At 66.9% G+C, this 12,909-nt stretch carries 14 protein-coding genes; 8 read left to right on the plus strand and 6 right to left on the minus strand.

Annotated elements, in window-relative coordinates:
* The first annotated feature begins 5 nt into the window (after nucleotides 1-5).
* A complete protein-coding gene (locus ACWGE0_RS24395; protein WP_452263209.1) occupies nucleotides 6-1,199 on the plus strand; it encodes a pentapeptide repeat-containing protein in 1,194 nt (397 codons plus the stop codon).
* On the opposite strand, the gene ACWGE0_RS24400 is transcribed toward ACWGE0_RS24395, so the two are convergent.
* The 3 genes from ACWGE0_RS24400 to ACWGE0_RS24410 are packed head-to-tail and all read right to left on the minus strand — an operon-like array spanning nucleotide 1,150 to nucleotide 3,370.
* Entirely contained in the window at nucleotides 1,150-1,512 is a 363-nt protein-coding gene (locus tag ACWGE0_RS24400) for an STAS domain-containing protein (protein ID WP_452263210.1), read from the minus strand. The two genes, ACWGE0_RS24395 and ACWGE0_RS24400, sit on opposite strands and share 50 nt — an antisense overlap.
* A gap of 19 nt (nucleotides 1,513-1,531) precedes the next feature.
* The gene (locus ACWGE0_RS24405) at nucleotides 1,532-2,272 is read right to left on the minus strand and encodes an iron-containing redox enzyme family protein (RefSeq protein WP_452263211.1); all 741 of its coding nucleotides are present in this window, start codon (nucleotides 2,270-2,272) and stop codon (nucleotides 1,532-1,534) included.
* 30 nt (nucleotides 2,273-2,302) lie between these two features.
* Complete coding sequence (locus ACWGE0_RS24410; protein ID WP_452263212.1) at nucleotides 2,303-3,370, minus strand: carboxylate-amine ligase; 1,068 nt, start codon at nucleotides 3,368-3,370, stop codon at nucleotides 2,303-2,305.
* Nucleotides 3,371-3,419: 49 nt separating this feature from the next.
* Here ACWGE0_RS24410 and ACWGE0_RS24415 point away from each other — a divergent pair, with 49 nt between their 5' ends.
* Nucleotides 3,420-4,346 (plus strand): DNA topoisomerase IB, encoded by a 927-nt coding sequence (locus ACWGE0_RS24415; protein WP_452263213.1) that lies wholly within the window; start codon nucleotides 3,420-3,422, stop codon nucleotides 4,344-4,346.
* Here ACWGE0_RS24415 and ACWGE0_RS24420 read toward each other — a convergent pair.
* From ACWGE0_RS24420 to ACWGE0_RS24430, 3 genes are read right to left on the minus strand one after another with little or no spacing between them, the layout of a single operon-like run.
* Nucleotides 4,333-4,755, minus strand: coding sequence for a DUF4383 domain-containing protein (locus tag ACWGE0_RS24420; RefSeq protein ID WP_452263214.1), 423 nt, complete (start codon nucleotides 4,753-4,755; stop codon nucleotides 4,333-4,335). The genes ACWGE0_RS24415 and ACWGE0_RS24420 overlap by 14 nt on opposite strands.
* 42 nt (nucleotides 4,756-4,797) lie before the next feature.
* Nucleotides 4,798-5,517, minus strand: a complete 720-nt coding sequence (locus tag ACWGE0_RS24425; protein ID WP_452263215.1) for a SigB/SigF/SigG family RNA polymerase sigma factor — start codon at nucleotides 5,515-5,517, stop codon at nucleotides 4,798-4,800.
* 12 nt (nucleotides 5,518-5,529) lie between these two features.
* Nucleotides 5,530-5,994 (minus strand): SRPBCC family protein, encoded by a 465-nt coding sequence (locus ACWGE0_RS24430; RefSeq protein WP_452263216.1) that lies wholly within the window; start codon nucleotides 5,992-5,994, stop codon nucleotides 5,530-5,532.
* 219 nt (nucleotides 5,995-6,213) lie between these two features.
* Between ACWGE0_RS24430 and ACWGE0_RS24435 the strand changes: the two genes are divergently transcribed.
* Genes ACWGE0_RS24435 through ACWGE0_RS24460 form a run of 6 tightly spaced genes read left to right on the plus strand, consistent with a single transcriptional unit; the run spans nucleotide 6,214 to nucleotide 12,875 of the window.
* A complete protein-coding gene (locus ACWGE0_RS24435; RefSeq protein ID WP_406601596.1) occupies nucleotides 6,214-6,990 on the plus strand; it encodes an ABC transporter ATP-binding protein in 777 nt (258 codons plus the stop codon).
* The gene (locus ACWGE0_RS24440; RefSeq protein WP_452263217.1) at nucleotides 6,987-7,766 is read left to right on the plus strand and encodes an ABC transporter ATP-binding protein; all 780 of its coding nucleotides are present in this window, start codon (nucleotides 6,987-6,989) and stop codon (nucleotides 7,764-7,766) included. Before ACWGE0_RS24435 ends, ACWGE0_RS24440 begins: the two co-directional genes overlap by 4 nt.
* On the plus strand, nucleotides 7,763-9,598 hold the full coding sequence (locus tag ACWGE0_RS24445; RefSeq protein WP_452263218.1) for an AMP-dependent synthetase/ligase: 1,836 nt from the start codon (nucleotides 7,763-7,765) through the stop codon (nucleotides 9,596-9,598). Before ACWGE0_RS24440 ends, ACWGE0_RS24445 begins: the two co-directional genes overlap by 4 nt.
* A complete protein-coding gene (locus ACWGE0_RS24450) occupies nucleotides 9,591-10,478 on the plus strand; it encodes a branched-chain amino acid ABC transporter permease (protein WP_319969353.1) in 888 nt (295 codons plus the stop codon). Before ACWGE0_RS24445 ends, ACWGE0_RS24450 begins: the two co-directional genes overlap by 8 nt.
* On the plus strand, nucleotides 10,475-11,575 hold the full coding sequence (locus tag ACWGE0_RS24455; RefSeq protein ID WP_452263219.1) for a branched-chain amino acid ABC transporter permease: 1,101 nt from the start codon (nucleotides 10,475-10,477) through the stop codon (nucleotides 11,573-11,575). Before ACWGE0_RS24450 ends, ACWGE0_RS24455 begins: the two co-directional genes overlap by 4 nt.
* 52 nt (nucleotides 11,576-11,627) lie before the next feature.
* Nucleotides 11,628-12,875 (plus strand): ABC transporter substrate-binding protein, encoded by a 1,248-nt coding sequence (locus ACWGE0_RS24460; protein WP_452263220.1) that lies wholly within the window; start codon nucleotides 11,628-11,630, stop codon nucleotides 12,873-12,875.
* Nucleotides 12,876-12,909: the final 34 nt, after the last annotated feature.

The raw sequence follows: 12,909 nt of genomic DNA on the forward strand, positions 1-12,909 counted from the left end.
AGGGCATGAAGGCCAAGAAGCCGATGTCGCCCTGGACCATGCCGTTGGTCTCGGCGGCGATCCTGCTGCTCACGGGCGCGGTGCTGGTGGCGTTGTGGCTGTGGGTGAACCGGCAGACGTGGACCGATCCGGAGAAGCGGACGGCGGCGCAGCTCGACGTGGTGAAGGTGGCGTCCGGCATCGCGCTGGGCGGCGGTGGCCTGTTCACGCTCTACCTGGCGGCGCGGCGGCAACGCACCCAGGAGGAGGCTCAAGCTGACGTCAACGCGGACGCCGAGGCTCGCCGGATCACCGAGCTCTACTCGAAAGCGGTGCAGCAGCTCGGTGACGCGAAGGTCCCGGTTCGGCTGGGTGGCCTGTACGCGTTGGAACGCCTCGGGCAGCAGGAACCGGAGACGCGGCGGACCATCGTCAACGTTCTGTGCGCCTACTTGCGCATGCCTTACACCCAGCCGTCAGAGAAGGCCGAAGGTCTGGCGAACGGCGTGTTCCGGCCTCTCGTGCGCAGTCCACAGCGTCGCGCGGGCATTCGTCAACCCGACGGCCCGAGCGCGGTCGCCGCGCTCGTCGAGGCACGGCTGGAGCTGGACGTACGACTCACCGCGCAGCGAATCCTGATCGCTCACCTGGAGCAGGGAGATCCCGAGTACTGGGGCGAACACGACATCGATCTCACCGGCGCGGTTCTCATCAACTTCTTCATGTACAAGTGCCGGCTTGGCGCGGGCAAGTTCAACGGGACGTCGTTCCGCGGCGACACCACCGTCAGCGCGGGTTTCACCGGCCTCGCCTCGTTCTACGGAGCTTCGTTCGAGGACCGCGCTGACTTCGGCATGTCGTCGTTCGAATCAGGCGCCGCGTTCGGTGAAACGTCGTTCGGTGGCGAGGTGTCGTTCCGAGACGCCTCGTTCAGCGGGTTGCCCGCGATGTTCACGGGCACGTCCTTCGGTGCGAGCGCGTCGTTCGCAGGTGCGTCGTTCGCCGAGATGACCTGGTTCAGTGATGTGACGTTCAACGGCGAAGTCACCTGTGACGACGTGTGGGTCGAGCGGAACAAGGACACTTCGCGCTGGACCTGGCCTGATGGCTGGGAACTGAGCGCCACCCCGGTTTCGCGACCGGACCACGACGGCGAGTGGTTCCAGCTGGTCAGGACGAGTAGCGCCGCACCGCCTCGTCCACCGAACCCAGAATCGTGAACACCGAGTCCAGCCCGGTCGCCTCGATCGGCCGCAACGCAGCCCGAGTAGAAGCGACCACGACGAACTCGACCTCGGACTTCGAAGCACGCTGCTGCCCGAGCACGAGGGCCTCCAGCCCGGCGGAGCCCAGGAACTTCACGCCGGCGAGGTCGACGACGACAGCACGGTTCTCCGGCACCACGTGGCTGTCCAGCGGCGTGGTCAGCTCGCTGCTGGAGGTCGTGTCCAGCTCGCCGGACACGTGCAGCACGACGACGTCGGGTGCGATCCGGTCTACGACCACGGATGCCAGAGCGGTGGGGTCAGGCACGCTGTCTCCCTTCAAAGCTTCAGCACCCCACGTTAACCCGTCCGCCCTGCGAGACGAGCCAGCGGCCCCTCAGCGAGGTGCGGCCCTGTGCGATCGCCGCGTGGACGTGGTGGGTGAGGCGGGCGTGGAGTTCGTGGCACACGGTGAAACCCAGGCGGATGTCGTCTGGTGGGCATTGGACCGGCAGCAGCTGCGCGAACGGGTCGCCGCCGATGGTGTCCACGGCGGTCAGGAAGCCGACCAGGGCTCCCACCAGGCGCTGGTGCATGCCGAACAACGACAGCGCGTTCGCCAGGGCCAGGGTGGGGGCGGGCATCTCGTCGACGCTGGAGCAGTCCAGGTCGCGCAACGTCACGGTGAACAGCACCGAGTGGGTGCGTTCGGACCGGGCGCCGTAAGCGTCGCCGTGGATGTCGCGCAGCACTGAGCGCATCTCGCGGCGCGGCTGCCAGAAGGCGTGGTGCTTGCGCAGTTCGGCGCGGCCCTCGTCGGACAGCGTGGCGGGGTGCGTCGACTCGGTCAGCGACCGCAGGTCCGCCTCCCAGCGTGCTTCCAGGGCCAGGTGGAACTGGGCCAGGAACGAGTTGTCCTCCCAGGCCGCGTCGGCGTCCTCGAAGCCGCGCGTCCGGAGTTCGTAGCAGATCCACAACGACAGCTGCAGGTCGTCGTCCAGCCACGCGTCCCTGGTGCCTCCACTGGCGAGCAGCGCCGGTCGCGGCTGCGGTGGCAGACGGAGTGCGGCGACCAGAGCGGCGCTCATGTGGCCGCGGGGTGCAGGGAGGCGCATCAGTCAGGTTTCCTCACGCGTTCGGGCGATCAGCATGTCCACAAGGGACTCGGGGTCCGGGCAGCGTCGTTGCCGAGCGGCGCCACAGCCGTTGTGGCGCAACCAGTCCATGTGCTGCTCCACAGTAGACAGAGTGCCGCGATCGCGCAGGGCGACCTCGACGTGCTCGACCAACGTCATTGCCCGGTCGAACGCGGGGGAGAGTTTTCCGGTGTGTGGATCGGCGGCCAGTCCGTCGACCCCGTCGCGCGACGCCCGCCAATATGCCGCTCGCAGCACGGAATCGTCCACCCGCTGTTCGGAGGGTTCCGTCACGACGAGGGCTCGGATCAGCTCGGCGAGAACCGCGACTTCCGTTGCCAGTTGCGGAATGTCCGCGACACGCACCTCAACCGTCGGATGATCGGCCGACGGTCGTACGTCCCAGTACACCATCGCCCTGTCCAGCAACGCCTGCGTCGCGATGATCGACTCGACGGTCCGGTCGTAGTGCTCTGGGCCGTCCCACGACGGCGGCGGTCCGCTCACCGGCCAGCGCGACCACACCATCGACCGCCAGCTCGCGTAACCGGTGTCCTCTCCGCCGTAGATCGGGGAGTTCGCGCTGATCGCGAGCAACGTCGGCAGCCACGCGCGCAGTTTGTTGGACGCCAGCAAGGCTTCCGCTTTCGACGAAACACCCACGTGCACGTGCAGCCCGCAGGCACCCTGCCCGATCACGAGTCTGCGGTGGGAGTACTCGATCTGGTGATATCTGGGGTCATCCGATCCGGGGGGAGGGCCTGCCTCGCCGATCGGTGGCATGCCCGTCGCCACGAGCCGGCACCCGGCGGAATCCGCGGCCTCGACGAGCACCTGCCGGCCGCGCCGGACCTGCTCGGACAGTTCCTCGAAGGAAGAGGTGACGCCGGTGGCTATCTCGATCTGGAACGGGGTCAGCTCGCCCTGGACGTCGAGGTCACCAGGGGCGTGGGAGAGCTCCCGGACTCGGGGCGCCAGCGCTACCGGCCGCCGCGACTCGGGGTCAACGAGGAGGAACTCCTGTTCCACACCGACCGTGTAGTCATTCATCGGCGAGCGGGTACCCGCCTTTCGTGCTGATCAACCACGAGGTGGCCAGATGAGACTCCGCCGCAGTTCCACGACCTCGCCCGGCTGGACGCGGGTGAGGCACGGCAAGGGCTTCCGGTACCTGGACGCCGACGGCCGGGCCCTCACGGCCAAAGACGTCGAACGGGTGAAAGCCCTGGTCATACCACCTGCGTGGCGCGAAGTCTGGATCTCCCCGCACCCCAACGGGCACATCCAGGCGGTCGGGTACGACGAGGCCGGCCGACGCCAGTACCTCTACCACGAGCAGTGGCGCACCAACCGGGACGCGGAGAAGTTCGACCGCGTGCTCGAGCTCGCCCCGCGGCTGGGGAAGTTCCGCGCGCGGATCGAGGCGGACATGAGGTCACGCGGCCGCAAGCGCATGCTCGCCATCGCCCTGCGCATGCTCGACCTGGGCGTCTTCCGCGTCGGCCACGAGGAGTACGCCGAGGACAACGGCACCCACGGCGTCGCCACGCTGCTCTGCGAACACCTCAGCGTGCGCGGCGACCGGGTCAGGTTCCGCTTCCCCGCCAAGCACGGCGTCGAGGTCGACGAGGAGATCACCGACGCGAAACTCGCACGAGCCGTCAGGACGCTGATCAAGAACCGGACGCCGGACTGCCGGCTCTACGAAGACCTCACCGCCGACGACATCAACGAACGGTTCCGCGAGCTGGTGGGCGACCAGTTCAGCGCGAAGGACCTGCGAACCTGGCACGCCACGGTCCGCGCCGCCCAGGCGTTCGCCCACGCCCTCGCCGAACGCGGCAAGCCCTCGAAACGAGCGATCAGCGCGGTGATGAAGGAGGTGGCGGAAGACCTGGGCAACACGCCGTCCGTCGCGCGGAAGTCCTACGTGGACCCTCGCCTGACGGAAGCGTTCGAACGCGGTGAGGTCATCGGCAACGGCGACCCGGAACGGGCGGTGCGGAAGCTGCTCACACGGTCCTGAGCGCGGCTTTGTCGCACTGGCGGCACCAGGCGGCACCCTGGGCCGCCGCCAGTGCGGCGAACCCGGTGAACAGGTGCAGCGCGTTGCTCCCGGGGTTCACGTTCAGGAAGTTGACGACCTGATCGTCGTACCGGGCCAGGCCCAGTCCGAAGATCACCAGGAAGGCCACCGCGGTCAGCAGGCCGACGCCGCTCAACGCCTTCAAGCGCGGGACCGCGAGCAACAACGCGGCACCGAACACCAGGTGCAGCGTGTTCTGCAACGGGTTGACGCGCAACCCGAGCACCCAGGTGTCGGACTCACCGGCGAAGGACGAGAAACCGGTCACGAGAAACCCCGCGAGCCCCCAGAGCACGAGCAGGGCGCCAGTGCTGATCGCCAGCTTCTGGGGCCACCGCAACCGGTTCATGCGGCCAGTATCACGAAAACCGGACATTCCCGCTCGCTCATTTCAGTCTTCCGCCAGCAGATCGTGTCGCAACTGCTCCAGCGACTTGGTCAACAACCGCGAGACGTGCATCTGGGAGATCCCGACGCGGCGCGCGATCTCCGTCTGGGTCAGCCGGCCGAAGAACCGCAGCACCACGATGGTCCGCTCACGCCGAGGGAGGCCCTTCAGCATCGGCTGAAGGGCCTCGTGGATCTCGACACCTTCCAGGGCGGGGTCGTCGACCGTCGAACTCTCCAGGGAGTCGAGGGATGCGAACGCCACGTTCTTCTCCACCCGCAGGCCTTCGTACACCTCCTGCAGGCCCACCCCCAGGTGCCGGGCGATCTCGGAGGGAGTGGGAGATCGCCCGGTCTTGTGCGACAGCTCGGCGGTCGCGCCGTCGATGGAGTCACACAGCTCTTTCAACCTGCGCGGCACCCGCACGGCCCAGCACTGGTCGCGGAAGTGCCGCCGGACCTCGCCGGTGATCGTGGGCACGGCAAACGACAGGAAGTCCGTCTGCCGGCCCACGTCGAACCGGTCGATGGCGTTGATCAGCCCTACGGCCGCCACCTGGGCGAGGTCTTCCATCGGCTCGCCGCGTTCGCTGAAGCGGCGGGCGATGTGCCGGGCAAGCGGGAGGTACTCGCGCACCAACCGGTCCCGCAACGCGTAATAGCGCGACGAGTCACGTGAGGTGCGTCCGAGTTCCTCGAACGCCGAGTGCTGGTCGGGCGTCAACGCGCACCGCGATCAGACCTGGGGCGGCGGCGTGACATCGCCACGCCAAGCGCCTGTCTCGACGCCGCGGTTCTCGATGAACTCCTTGAACCGCTTCAGGTCGCCTTCGACCCGGTGGCCGACGACGCCCAGCGCCGCACCGGCCTTCTCGGTGATGGTCTCGGGGTCGTACTCCATCTGGAGGTGCACCCGAGTCGTTTCGTTGTCGAGCCGGTGGAAGGTGACCACGCCACCCTGCGGCGGTCCGTCGACCGTGGTCCACGCGACGCGCTCGTCGGGGTGCTGCTCGGTGATCTCCGCGTCGAACTCGCGGACGACCCCGCCGATCTTCGTGGTCCAGTGCGTCCTCGTCGGCGTGACCTGGTCGATCTTCTCGACGCCGTCCATGAACGCCGGGAAGGATTCGAACTGGGTCCACTGGTTGTACGCCGTGGTCACGGGCACGCGGACGTCCACCGACTTCTCAATGGTGGTCACGAAACCTCCTCCTCGTTTTCATCTCTTGCCGTTCGAAGAGTGAGTACCCGCGTCACGGCCCGTTACACATCCGTCACCAGTCCACTCTGGACGGACACGGAGAGTGCTGGACCAATTGCGATCTGCGCATCACGAAATCGCCCGTAGTGGGCAAACCGTCTGTGATCCAAGTCATAGCCCGGGCATACTGCTCGGTATGTCAGGGGCCCCTAGGAGGCGCTGGTGCTCGAGGCGAACAACCTTGAGGTTGTCTACGACGACGTGATGCTGGTGCTCCGAGGCGTGAGCCTCAAGGTTCCCCAGGGCAAGGTGGTGGCCCTGCTCGGAGCCAACGGAGCTGGGAAAACGACGCTGATGAGGGCCTTCAGCGGGCTCCTCGACGTGCACGACGGCAAGGTCACGAAGGGGTCGATCACGCTCGACGGTGAACCGATTCACCGCCTCTCACCAGCGAAGATCGCCGACCGGGGCATCAAGCAGGCGCTGGAAGGCCGGAGGATCCTCGCCGAGCTCACCGTGGAGGAGAACCTCAAGGTCGGCGGGCACGCCCGCCCCAAGCGCCTCAAGAGCAACCTCGAACGCTGCTACGAGCTCTTCCCGCGGCTGGAGGAACGGCGAAGACAGAGCGCCGGCTACCTGTCCGGGGGTGAGCAGCAGATGCTCTCGATCGGCAGGGCGCTCATGTCCGAACCCTCCTACCTGCTGCTGGACGAACCGAGCCTCGGCCTCGCGCCGCTGCTCGTGCAGCAGATCCGCGACCTCGTCGTGAAGATCAACGAACAGGGCACCACGGTCCTGCTGGTCGAGCAGAACGCCAGCATGGCGCTCTCCATCGCCGACCACGGGTACGTGCTGGAGACCGGCAAGGTCGTCATGGACAAGCCCGCCGCGGCACTTCTCGCCGACGACGACATCCGCGAGTTCTACCTCGGTCTCGGCACCTCCTCGTTCCGTGCGGTCAAGCACTACAAGCGCAGGAAGCGGTGGCTGTCGTGAGCGTTCTGGAAGTCACCGACGTCAGGCTCGCGTTCGACGGGGTCGTGGCCGTCGACGGGGTGTCGTTCAGCGTCGAGGAGGGCGAGCTCTTCGCCATCATCGGACCGAACGGCGCCGGCAAGACGTCCATCTTCAACGTCCTGAGCGGCGTCTACCGGCCGCAGCAGGGCACCGTGCGGTTCCACGAGGAGAACCTGCTCGGCATGCGCCCGCACCGGATCGCGGCGCGGGGCATGGCCCGCACGTTCCAGAACATCGAGCTGTTCTCCCACCTCACCGTCGTCGACAACCTCATGCTCGGCCGCCACAACCACATGAACTACGGCGCTCTGAGCGCGTTCTTCTGGCTCGGCAAGGCCCGCAACGACGAACTGAAGAACCGGGCCGCGGTCGAGGACGTCATCGACTTCCTGGAACTGGAGCAGTGGCGCCGGTACCCGGTCGGCCTGCTGCCCTACGGCGTGCAGAAGCGCGTCGAACTGGGCAGGGCGCTCGCGATGGAGCCGAAGCTCCTGCTGCTCGACGAGCCGGTCGCGGGCATGAACGTCGAGGAGACCGAGGACATGGCCCGGTACATCCTCGACGTCCGCGAGGAACTCAACATCCCCATGATCATGGTCGAGCACGACATGGGCCTCGTCATGGACCTCGCCGACCGCGTGATGGTCATGGACTTCGGCCGCCCGATCCGCACCGGCACCCCTGCCGAGGTGCAGGAGGACCCGGACGTCATCCGCGCCTACCTCGGCGAGCAACACCGGAGCGTGGCGTCATGACCACACCCGAAATGATCACGACCGTCGTCACCAGGGTGAAGAACAGGGCGGCCACCACGCCCGACCAGATCGCGTTGCGCGCCAAGGACTTCGGCATCTGGCAGGAAGTCTCGTGGGCCTGTTACTGGGCGAACGTCGAACTGGTCGGCGACGCGCTGCTGGCGTTGGGACTGCAACCGGGCGATCGGGTGGCGATCCACTCCGAGAACCGCCGCGAGTGGCTCTACGCAGACCTGGGCATCGTCGCGGCTCGCGGCATCACGGTCGGGCTGTACCCGACGAACCCGGCCTCCGAGGTCGCGTACCTCCTGTCCCACTCCGGCGCGCGCATCCTGATCGCGGAGGACCAGGAACAGGTCGACAAGGCGTTGCTCGTGCTGGAGGACACGCCTGACCTCGAGTGGATCGTCTACCTCGAACCGCGTGGCATCAAAGGACGCTACGACAACCCGAAGCTCATGGCCTGGGACGACTTCCTGGCGCTGGGCGCGCGCCACCGGGACGAGCACGGCGACGAGCTGGCCGGGCGGATGGCGCGGACCGAGCCGGACGACGTGATGACGTTGATCTACACGTCCGGCACCACCGGGCCGCCCAAGGGCGCGATGCTCACCGTGGCGAACGTCGAGTTCGCCGTCCACGTGCTGGTGGAGGGCGGCGGGTTCACTTCGCCACCGCCGTCCTCCACCGATGTCACGTTGTCGTACCTGCCGTTGTGCCACGTCGCCGAACGGATCTTCACCACCTGGTTCAGCGCGGCGAGCGGGGTGCAGGTGCACTTCGCCGAGTCCATCGAGACGGTGCAGGCGAACCTGCGCGAGGTGCAGCCGACGATCTTGTTCGGAGTGCCGCGGATCTGGGAGAAGGTGCTGGCGGGCGTCACGATCGGCGTTTCGTCGGCGTCCTGGCTCAAACGCTCGGTCACCCGGTTCTGGCTGCGGAGAGCGGAAGGCATCGGCGAATCGCTGGTGCGGACCGGCGGCAAGCACACCGGCAAGAGCCGGCTGATCTACGCGCTGGGCTGGTTGTTCTGCTTCCGCGCGCTGAAAGCCCGGATCGGCATGCGGTACGTCCGGTATGCCGCGTCCGGAGCCGCGCCGATCGCACCGGACGTGCTGAAGTTCTTCATGGGCATCGGGGTGCCGATGCACGAGGTCTACGGCATGACCGAGAACACCGCCGTGGCAACGGGAAACCGGCCGGGCCGGGTCAAGATCGGCACGGTCGGCGAGCCGCAGCCCGGCATCGAGCTGCGGATCGACGAGGAGACCGGCGAGATCCTCACGAGGCACGGCGGCACGTTCGCCGGCTACTGGCAGGACCCCGAGTCCACGCAACGGGTGCTGTCCGACGGCTGGCTGCACACCGGTGACGTCGGCGAGTGGGTCGACGAGACGCACGTGAAGATCACCGACCGGATGAAGGACATCATCATCACCGCGGGCGGCAAGAACATCGCGCCGTCCGAGCTCGAGAACGCGCTGAAGACCTCGCCGTACATCAAGGAAGCCGTGGTGATCGGCGACCAGCGGGCGTACCTGGTGGCGTTGATCGGCATCGAGCTCGACACGGTCGGGCACTGGGCGCAGCAGCGCAAGATCACCTACACCACCTACCGGGACCTGTCGGAGAAACCGGAGGTCCTGGAGCTGGTGCAGAAGATCGTGACCGAGACGAACGCCAAGTTCGCCACGGTCGAGCAGATCAAGAAGTTCCGGATGTTCCCCAAGGAGCTCGACCACGAGGACGGCGAGCTGACCGCGACCCAGAAGGTGAAGAGATCCGCGCTGGGCAAGATGTTCGACGACCTCGTGGAGAGCATGTATGGATGAGTTTCTCCAGTCGTTGATCCGGGGTCTCGGCGCCGGGTCCATTTACGCGTTGCTCGCGCTCGGCTTCGTGATCATCTACAAGTCGACGCAGGTGATCAGCTTCGCGCAGCCGGCGTTCATGCTGGCGGGCGCGGTGCTGGTCTCGTACCTCTCGCCCGCGGTGTCGTTCGTCGGGGCGGTGCTGGTGGCCGCCGTGGTGATCGCGGTGCTGGCGTTGGGCGTTGAACGCACGGTGCTGCGGCCGATGGTCGGCAAGCCGGTGTTCGTGGTCGCGATCATCACGATCGGCGTCGACGTCGTGGTCAGGGTCGTGACGAACGCGTTCATCGGCCTGGACGTGCGGCAGGTCGGCGATCCGTGGGGCCTGAACACGGTGTCGTTCCTGGGCGCGGAGGTGCAGCAGCGCTATCTCGTGATGATCGCGACCACCGCTGTCGTCACCGTCGCGCTGTTCGCCTTCTTCCGTTATTCACGGATCGGGCTCGCGATGCGGGCGGTCGCCTACGACCAGGAAGTCGCGCTGGCACAGGGGATCTCGGTCGGGTCGGTGTTCGCGCTGTCGTGGGCGCTGGCCGGCGGGCTCGCGGCGTTGGCCGGGGTGTTCGTGGCGACCGGCGCCGGTGTCGACCAGCAGCTGTGGATCGTGGCGCTGAAGGCGTTGCCCGCGATCATCCTGGGCGGCCTGGAGTCGCTGGGCGGCGCGGTCGTCGGCGGGCTCGCGGTCGGTGTCGTCGAGTCGCTTTTCGGGACGTACCAGGGTGATTTCGCGCCGTGGCTCGGACCGAACTTCGGGCTGGTCGCGCCGTACGCGTTGATGCTGCTCGTGTTGCTGGTCAGACCGTACGGGTTGTTCGGCAAACGGGAGGTGGAACGGCTGTGAAGGGTCGACCTGAGCTGTACACCTCATACGGGCAGGACATGGGATTCCTGAACACGCGTCCCAAACGCGCGTGGACGGGCGGCCTGGTCGTGCTGGCGTTGCTGATGCCGTTCATGATCACCGACGACCTGCTGCAGCTGCTCGCCACCGGGTTCGTGGCGGCGATCGGCGCGATCGGGCTGAACATCGTCACGGGCTACGCGGGCCAGGTTTCGCTGGGACACGCGTTCTTCCTCGCGATCGGTGCGTACACGGGTGCGGCGTTGAGCGGTTCCGAGACCGGGCGGGTGATCGGGTTCGGCATCACGTCGCTGCCGATCTGGATGCTGGCCTCGGGACTGGTGGCCGCGTTCTTCGGCGTCCTGGTGGCGCCGGTGGCGGTGCGGTTGCGCGGGCTCTACCTCGCGATCGTGACGCTGGGGCTGGTCTTCCTGGGAGAGCACGTGTTCCGGGAGTGGACGTCGCTGACCGGCGGGCCCGGTGTCGGGCGGCCCGCTGCCGTGCCCGAGCTGTTCGGGGTGCGGCTGGACCGGGACAACGCGCTGTTCACGGCACCACAGCAGCTGTACCTCGTGATGTTCGTGCTGCTGGTGATATTCGGTGTGCTGGCACGGAATCTGGTGCGCTCGCGGGTAGGGCGGGCGTTCGCGGCGGTGCGGGACCGGGACCTGGCCGCGTCGGTGATCGGCGTGGACCTGACCAAGTACAAGGTCCTGGCGTTCGCGATCTCCTCGTTCTACGCGGGGGTCGCGGGCTCGTTGCTGTTCGTGATGAACGGGTTCTTCGATCCCGGTTCGTTCAGTCTTCTGTTGTCAGTGCAGTACATCGCGATGGTGCTCATCGGCGGCGCGGGCACCATCTCAGGGGCGATCATGGGCGCGCTCTTCATCACACTGCTGCCACGCATCACCAGGGAACTGCCCGCGGTGCTGCCGTTCATCAGTGGTGACGCGACCGGGGTGATCACGGTCTTCCAGCTGGAAGCCGTGCTCTACGGCGTGCTCATCATCGTGTTCCTCATCGTCGAGCCACGCGGGTTGTTCGGCATCTGGGTCCGCGTCCGCAACTACTGGCGCACCTGGCCGTTCTCGTACTGAGGAGAGAATCCCCATGTCTGGTAAGAGACTTTCAGTCATATTCGTCGGGGCATTGCTTCTTGCGTCCTGTCGTGGCGGGGACGGCGCGGCACCGCAGGAGGGTGCGGGCGGCATCAAGATCGACGCCGGGGTGACCAAGGAGGCGTGCCCCAACGCCGTCGACAAGTCCAAGGGCTGCATCTACCTGGGCACCATCTCGGACCTCACCGAGGGCCCGTTCAAGACGCTGGCCGTGCCGATCACGGACTCGCAGAAGGCGTTCTGGAAGCGCGTCAACGACAAGGGCGGCATCGGCGGCTACGAGATCGACGTCACCAAGTACGTCAAGGACAACAAGTACAACCCGCAGATCCACAACCAGGTCTACCAGGAGATCAAGGGCAACATCCTGGCGCTGACCCAGACGCTGGGCTCCCCGACGACCGTCGCGATCCTGCCGGACCTCGAGAACACCCAGATGGTGTCGGTGCCCGCGTCCTGGACCTCGTTGTGGGGCTTCGAGGAGGTCGTGCTGGAGTCCGGCGCGAACTACTGCGTCGAGTCGATGAACACCGTCGACTACGCCGTCGAGAAGATGGGCGTGAAGTCCGTGATGGCCGTGCACCTCGCCGGTGACTACGGCGACGACGCCGCCGCCGGGGCGAAGTACGCCGCGGAGAAGCGCGGGCTCACGTTCGAGAACGTGACCACGCAGAGCGGCCAGGACAACCAGGGCGGCGCGATCGACGCGGTGGTGTCGAAGAAGCCCGATCTGGTGGTGCTGACGACCGGTCCGACCGACGCGGCCGTGATCGTCGGACAGGCCGCGGCCCGTGGCTACAAGGGGAAGTTCATCGGCACCTCGCCGACGTGGAACCCCGGCCTGCTGAAGTCGCCGGCCGCGCCCGCGATCAAGGCGCTGTACATGCAGTCGGCGCCGTGGAAGGCCTGGGGCACCGAGTCCGTCGGCCACACCGCGATGCGTGCCGCGCTGCCCGGCGTGACGCCGAACGACGGCTACACCGCCGGTTGGGTGTGGGCGTATCCGCTGAAGGCCGCGCTGGAGAAGGCGGCGTCCAACAAGGACCTGACGCGAGCCGGTCTGCTCGCCGCTGTGCGCCAGCTCACCTCAGTGGACTACGAAGGCATGCTCCCTTCGGGTGCAGGCAATTTCTCCGCTTCTGCGCAGGATGCCCTGTTCCGTCAGACACTCATCTACCGCCCGGACGACGCCGCTCCGACCGGAGTCACGCTGGTAGAGGACTTCTTCACCGGCTCGACCGCAAAAGATTTCAAGTTCGAGAAGCCTTGCTACCAATGAACCGAACGGGTGACACGTACCTCTGACACTGCTG

This window comes from Lentzea sp. NPDC054927, assembly GCF_053610285.1.

Excerpts from the sequence above, each read along its gene's own strand:
- ACWGE0_RS24450 (WP_319969353.1), top strand. The coding sequence starts at position 9,591 with ATGGATGAGTTTCTCCAGTCGTTGATCCGGGGTCTCGGCGCCGGGTCC.
- ACWGE0_RS24420 (WP_452263214.1), bottom strand. The coding sequence starts at position 4,755 with ATGAACCGGTTGCGGTGGCCCCAGAAGCTGGCGATCAGCACTGGCGCC.
- ACWGE0_RS24445 (WP_452263218.1), top strand. The coding sequence starts at position 7,763 with ATGACCACACCCGAAATGATCACGACCGTCGTCACCAGGGTGAAGAAC.
- ACWGE0_RS24415 (WP_452263213.1), top strand. The coding sequence starts at position 3,420 with ATGAGACTCCGCCGCAGTTCCACGACCTCGCCCGGCTGGACGCGGGTG.
- ACWGE0_RS24405 (WP_452263211.1), bottom strand. The coding sequence starts at position 2,272 with ATGAGCGCCGCTCTGGTCGCCGCACTCCGTCTGCCACCGCAGCCGCGA.
- ACWGE0_RS24395 (WP_452263209.1), top strand. The coding sequence starts at position 6 with ATGAAGGCCAAGAAGCCGATGTCGCCCTGGACCATGCCGTTGGTCTCG.
- ACWGE0_RS24410 (WP_452263212.1), bottom strand. The coding sequence starts at position 3,370 with ATGAATGACTACACGGTCGGTGTGGAACAGGAGTTCCTCCTCGTTGAC.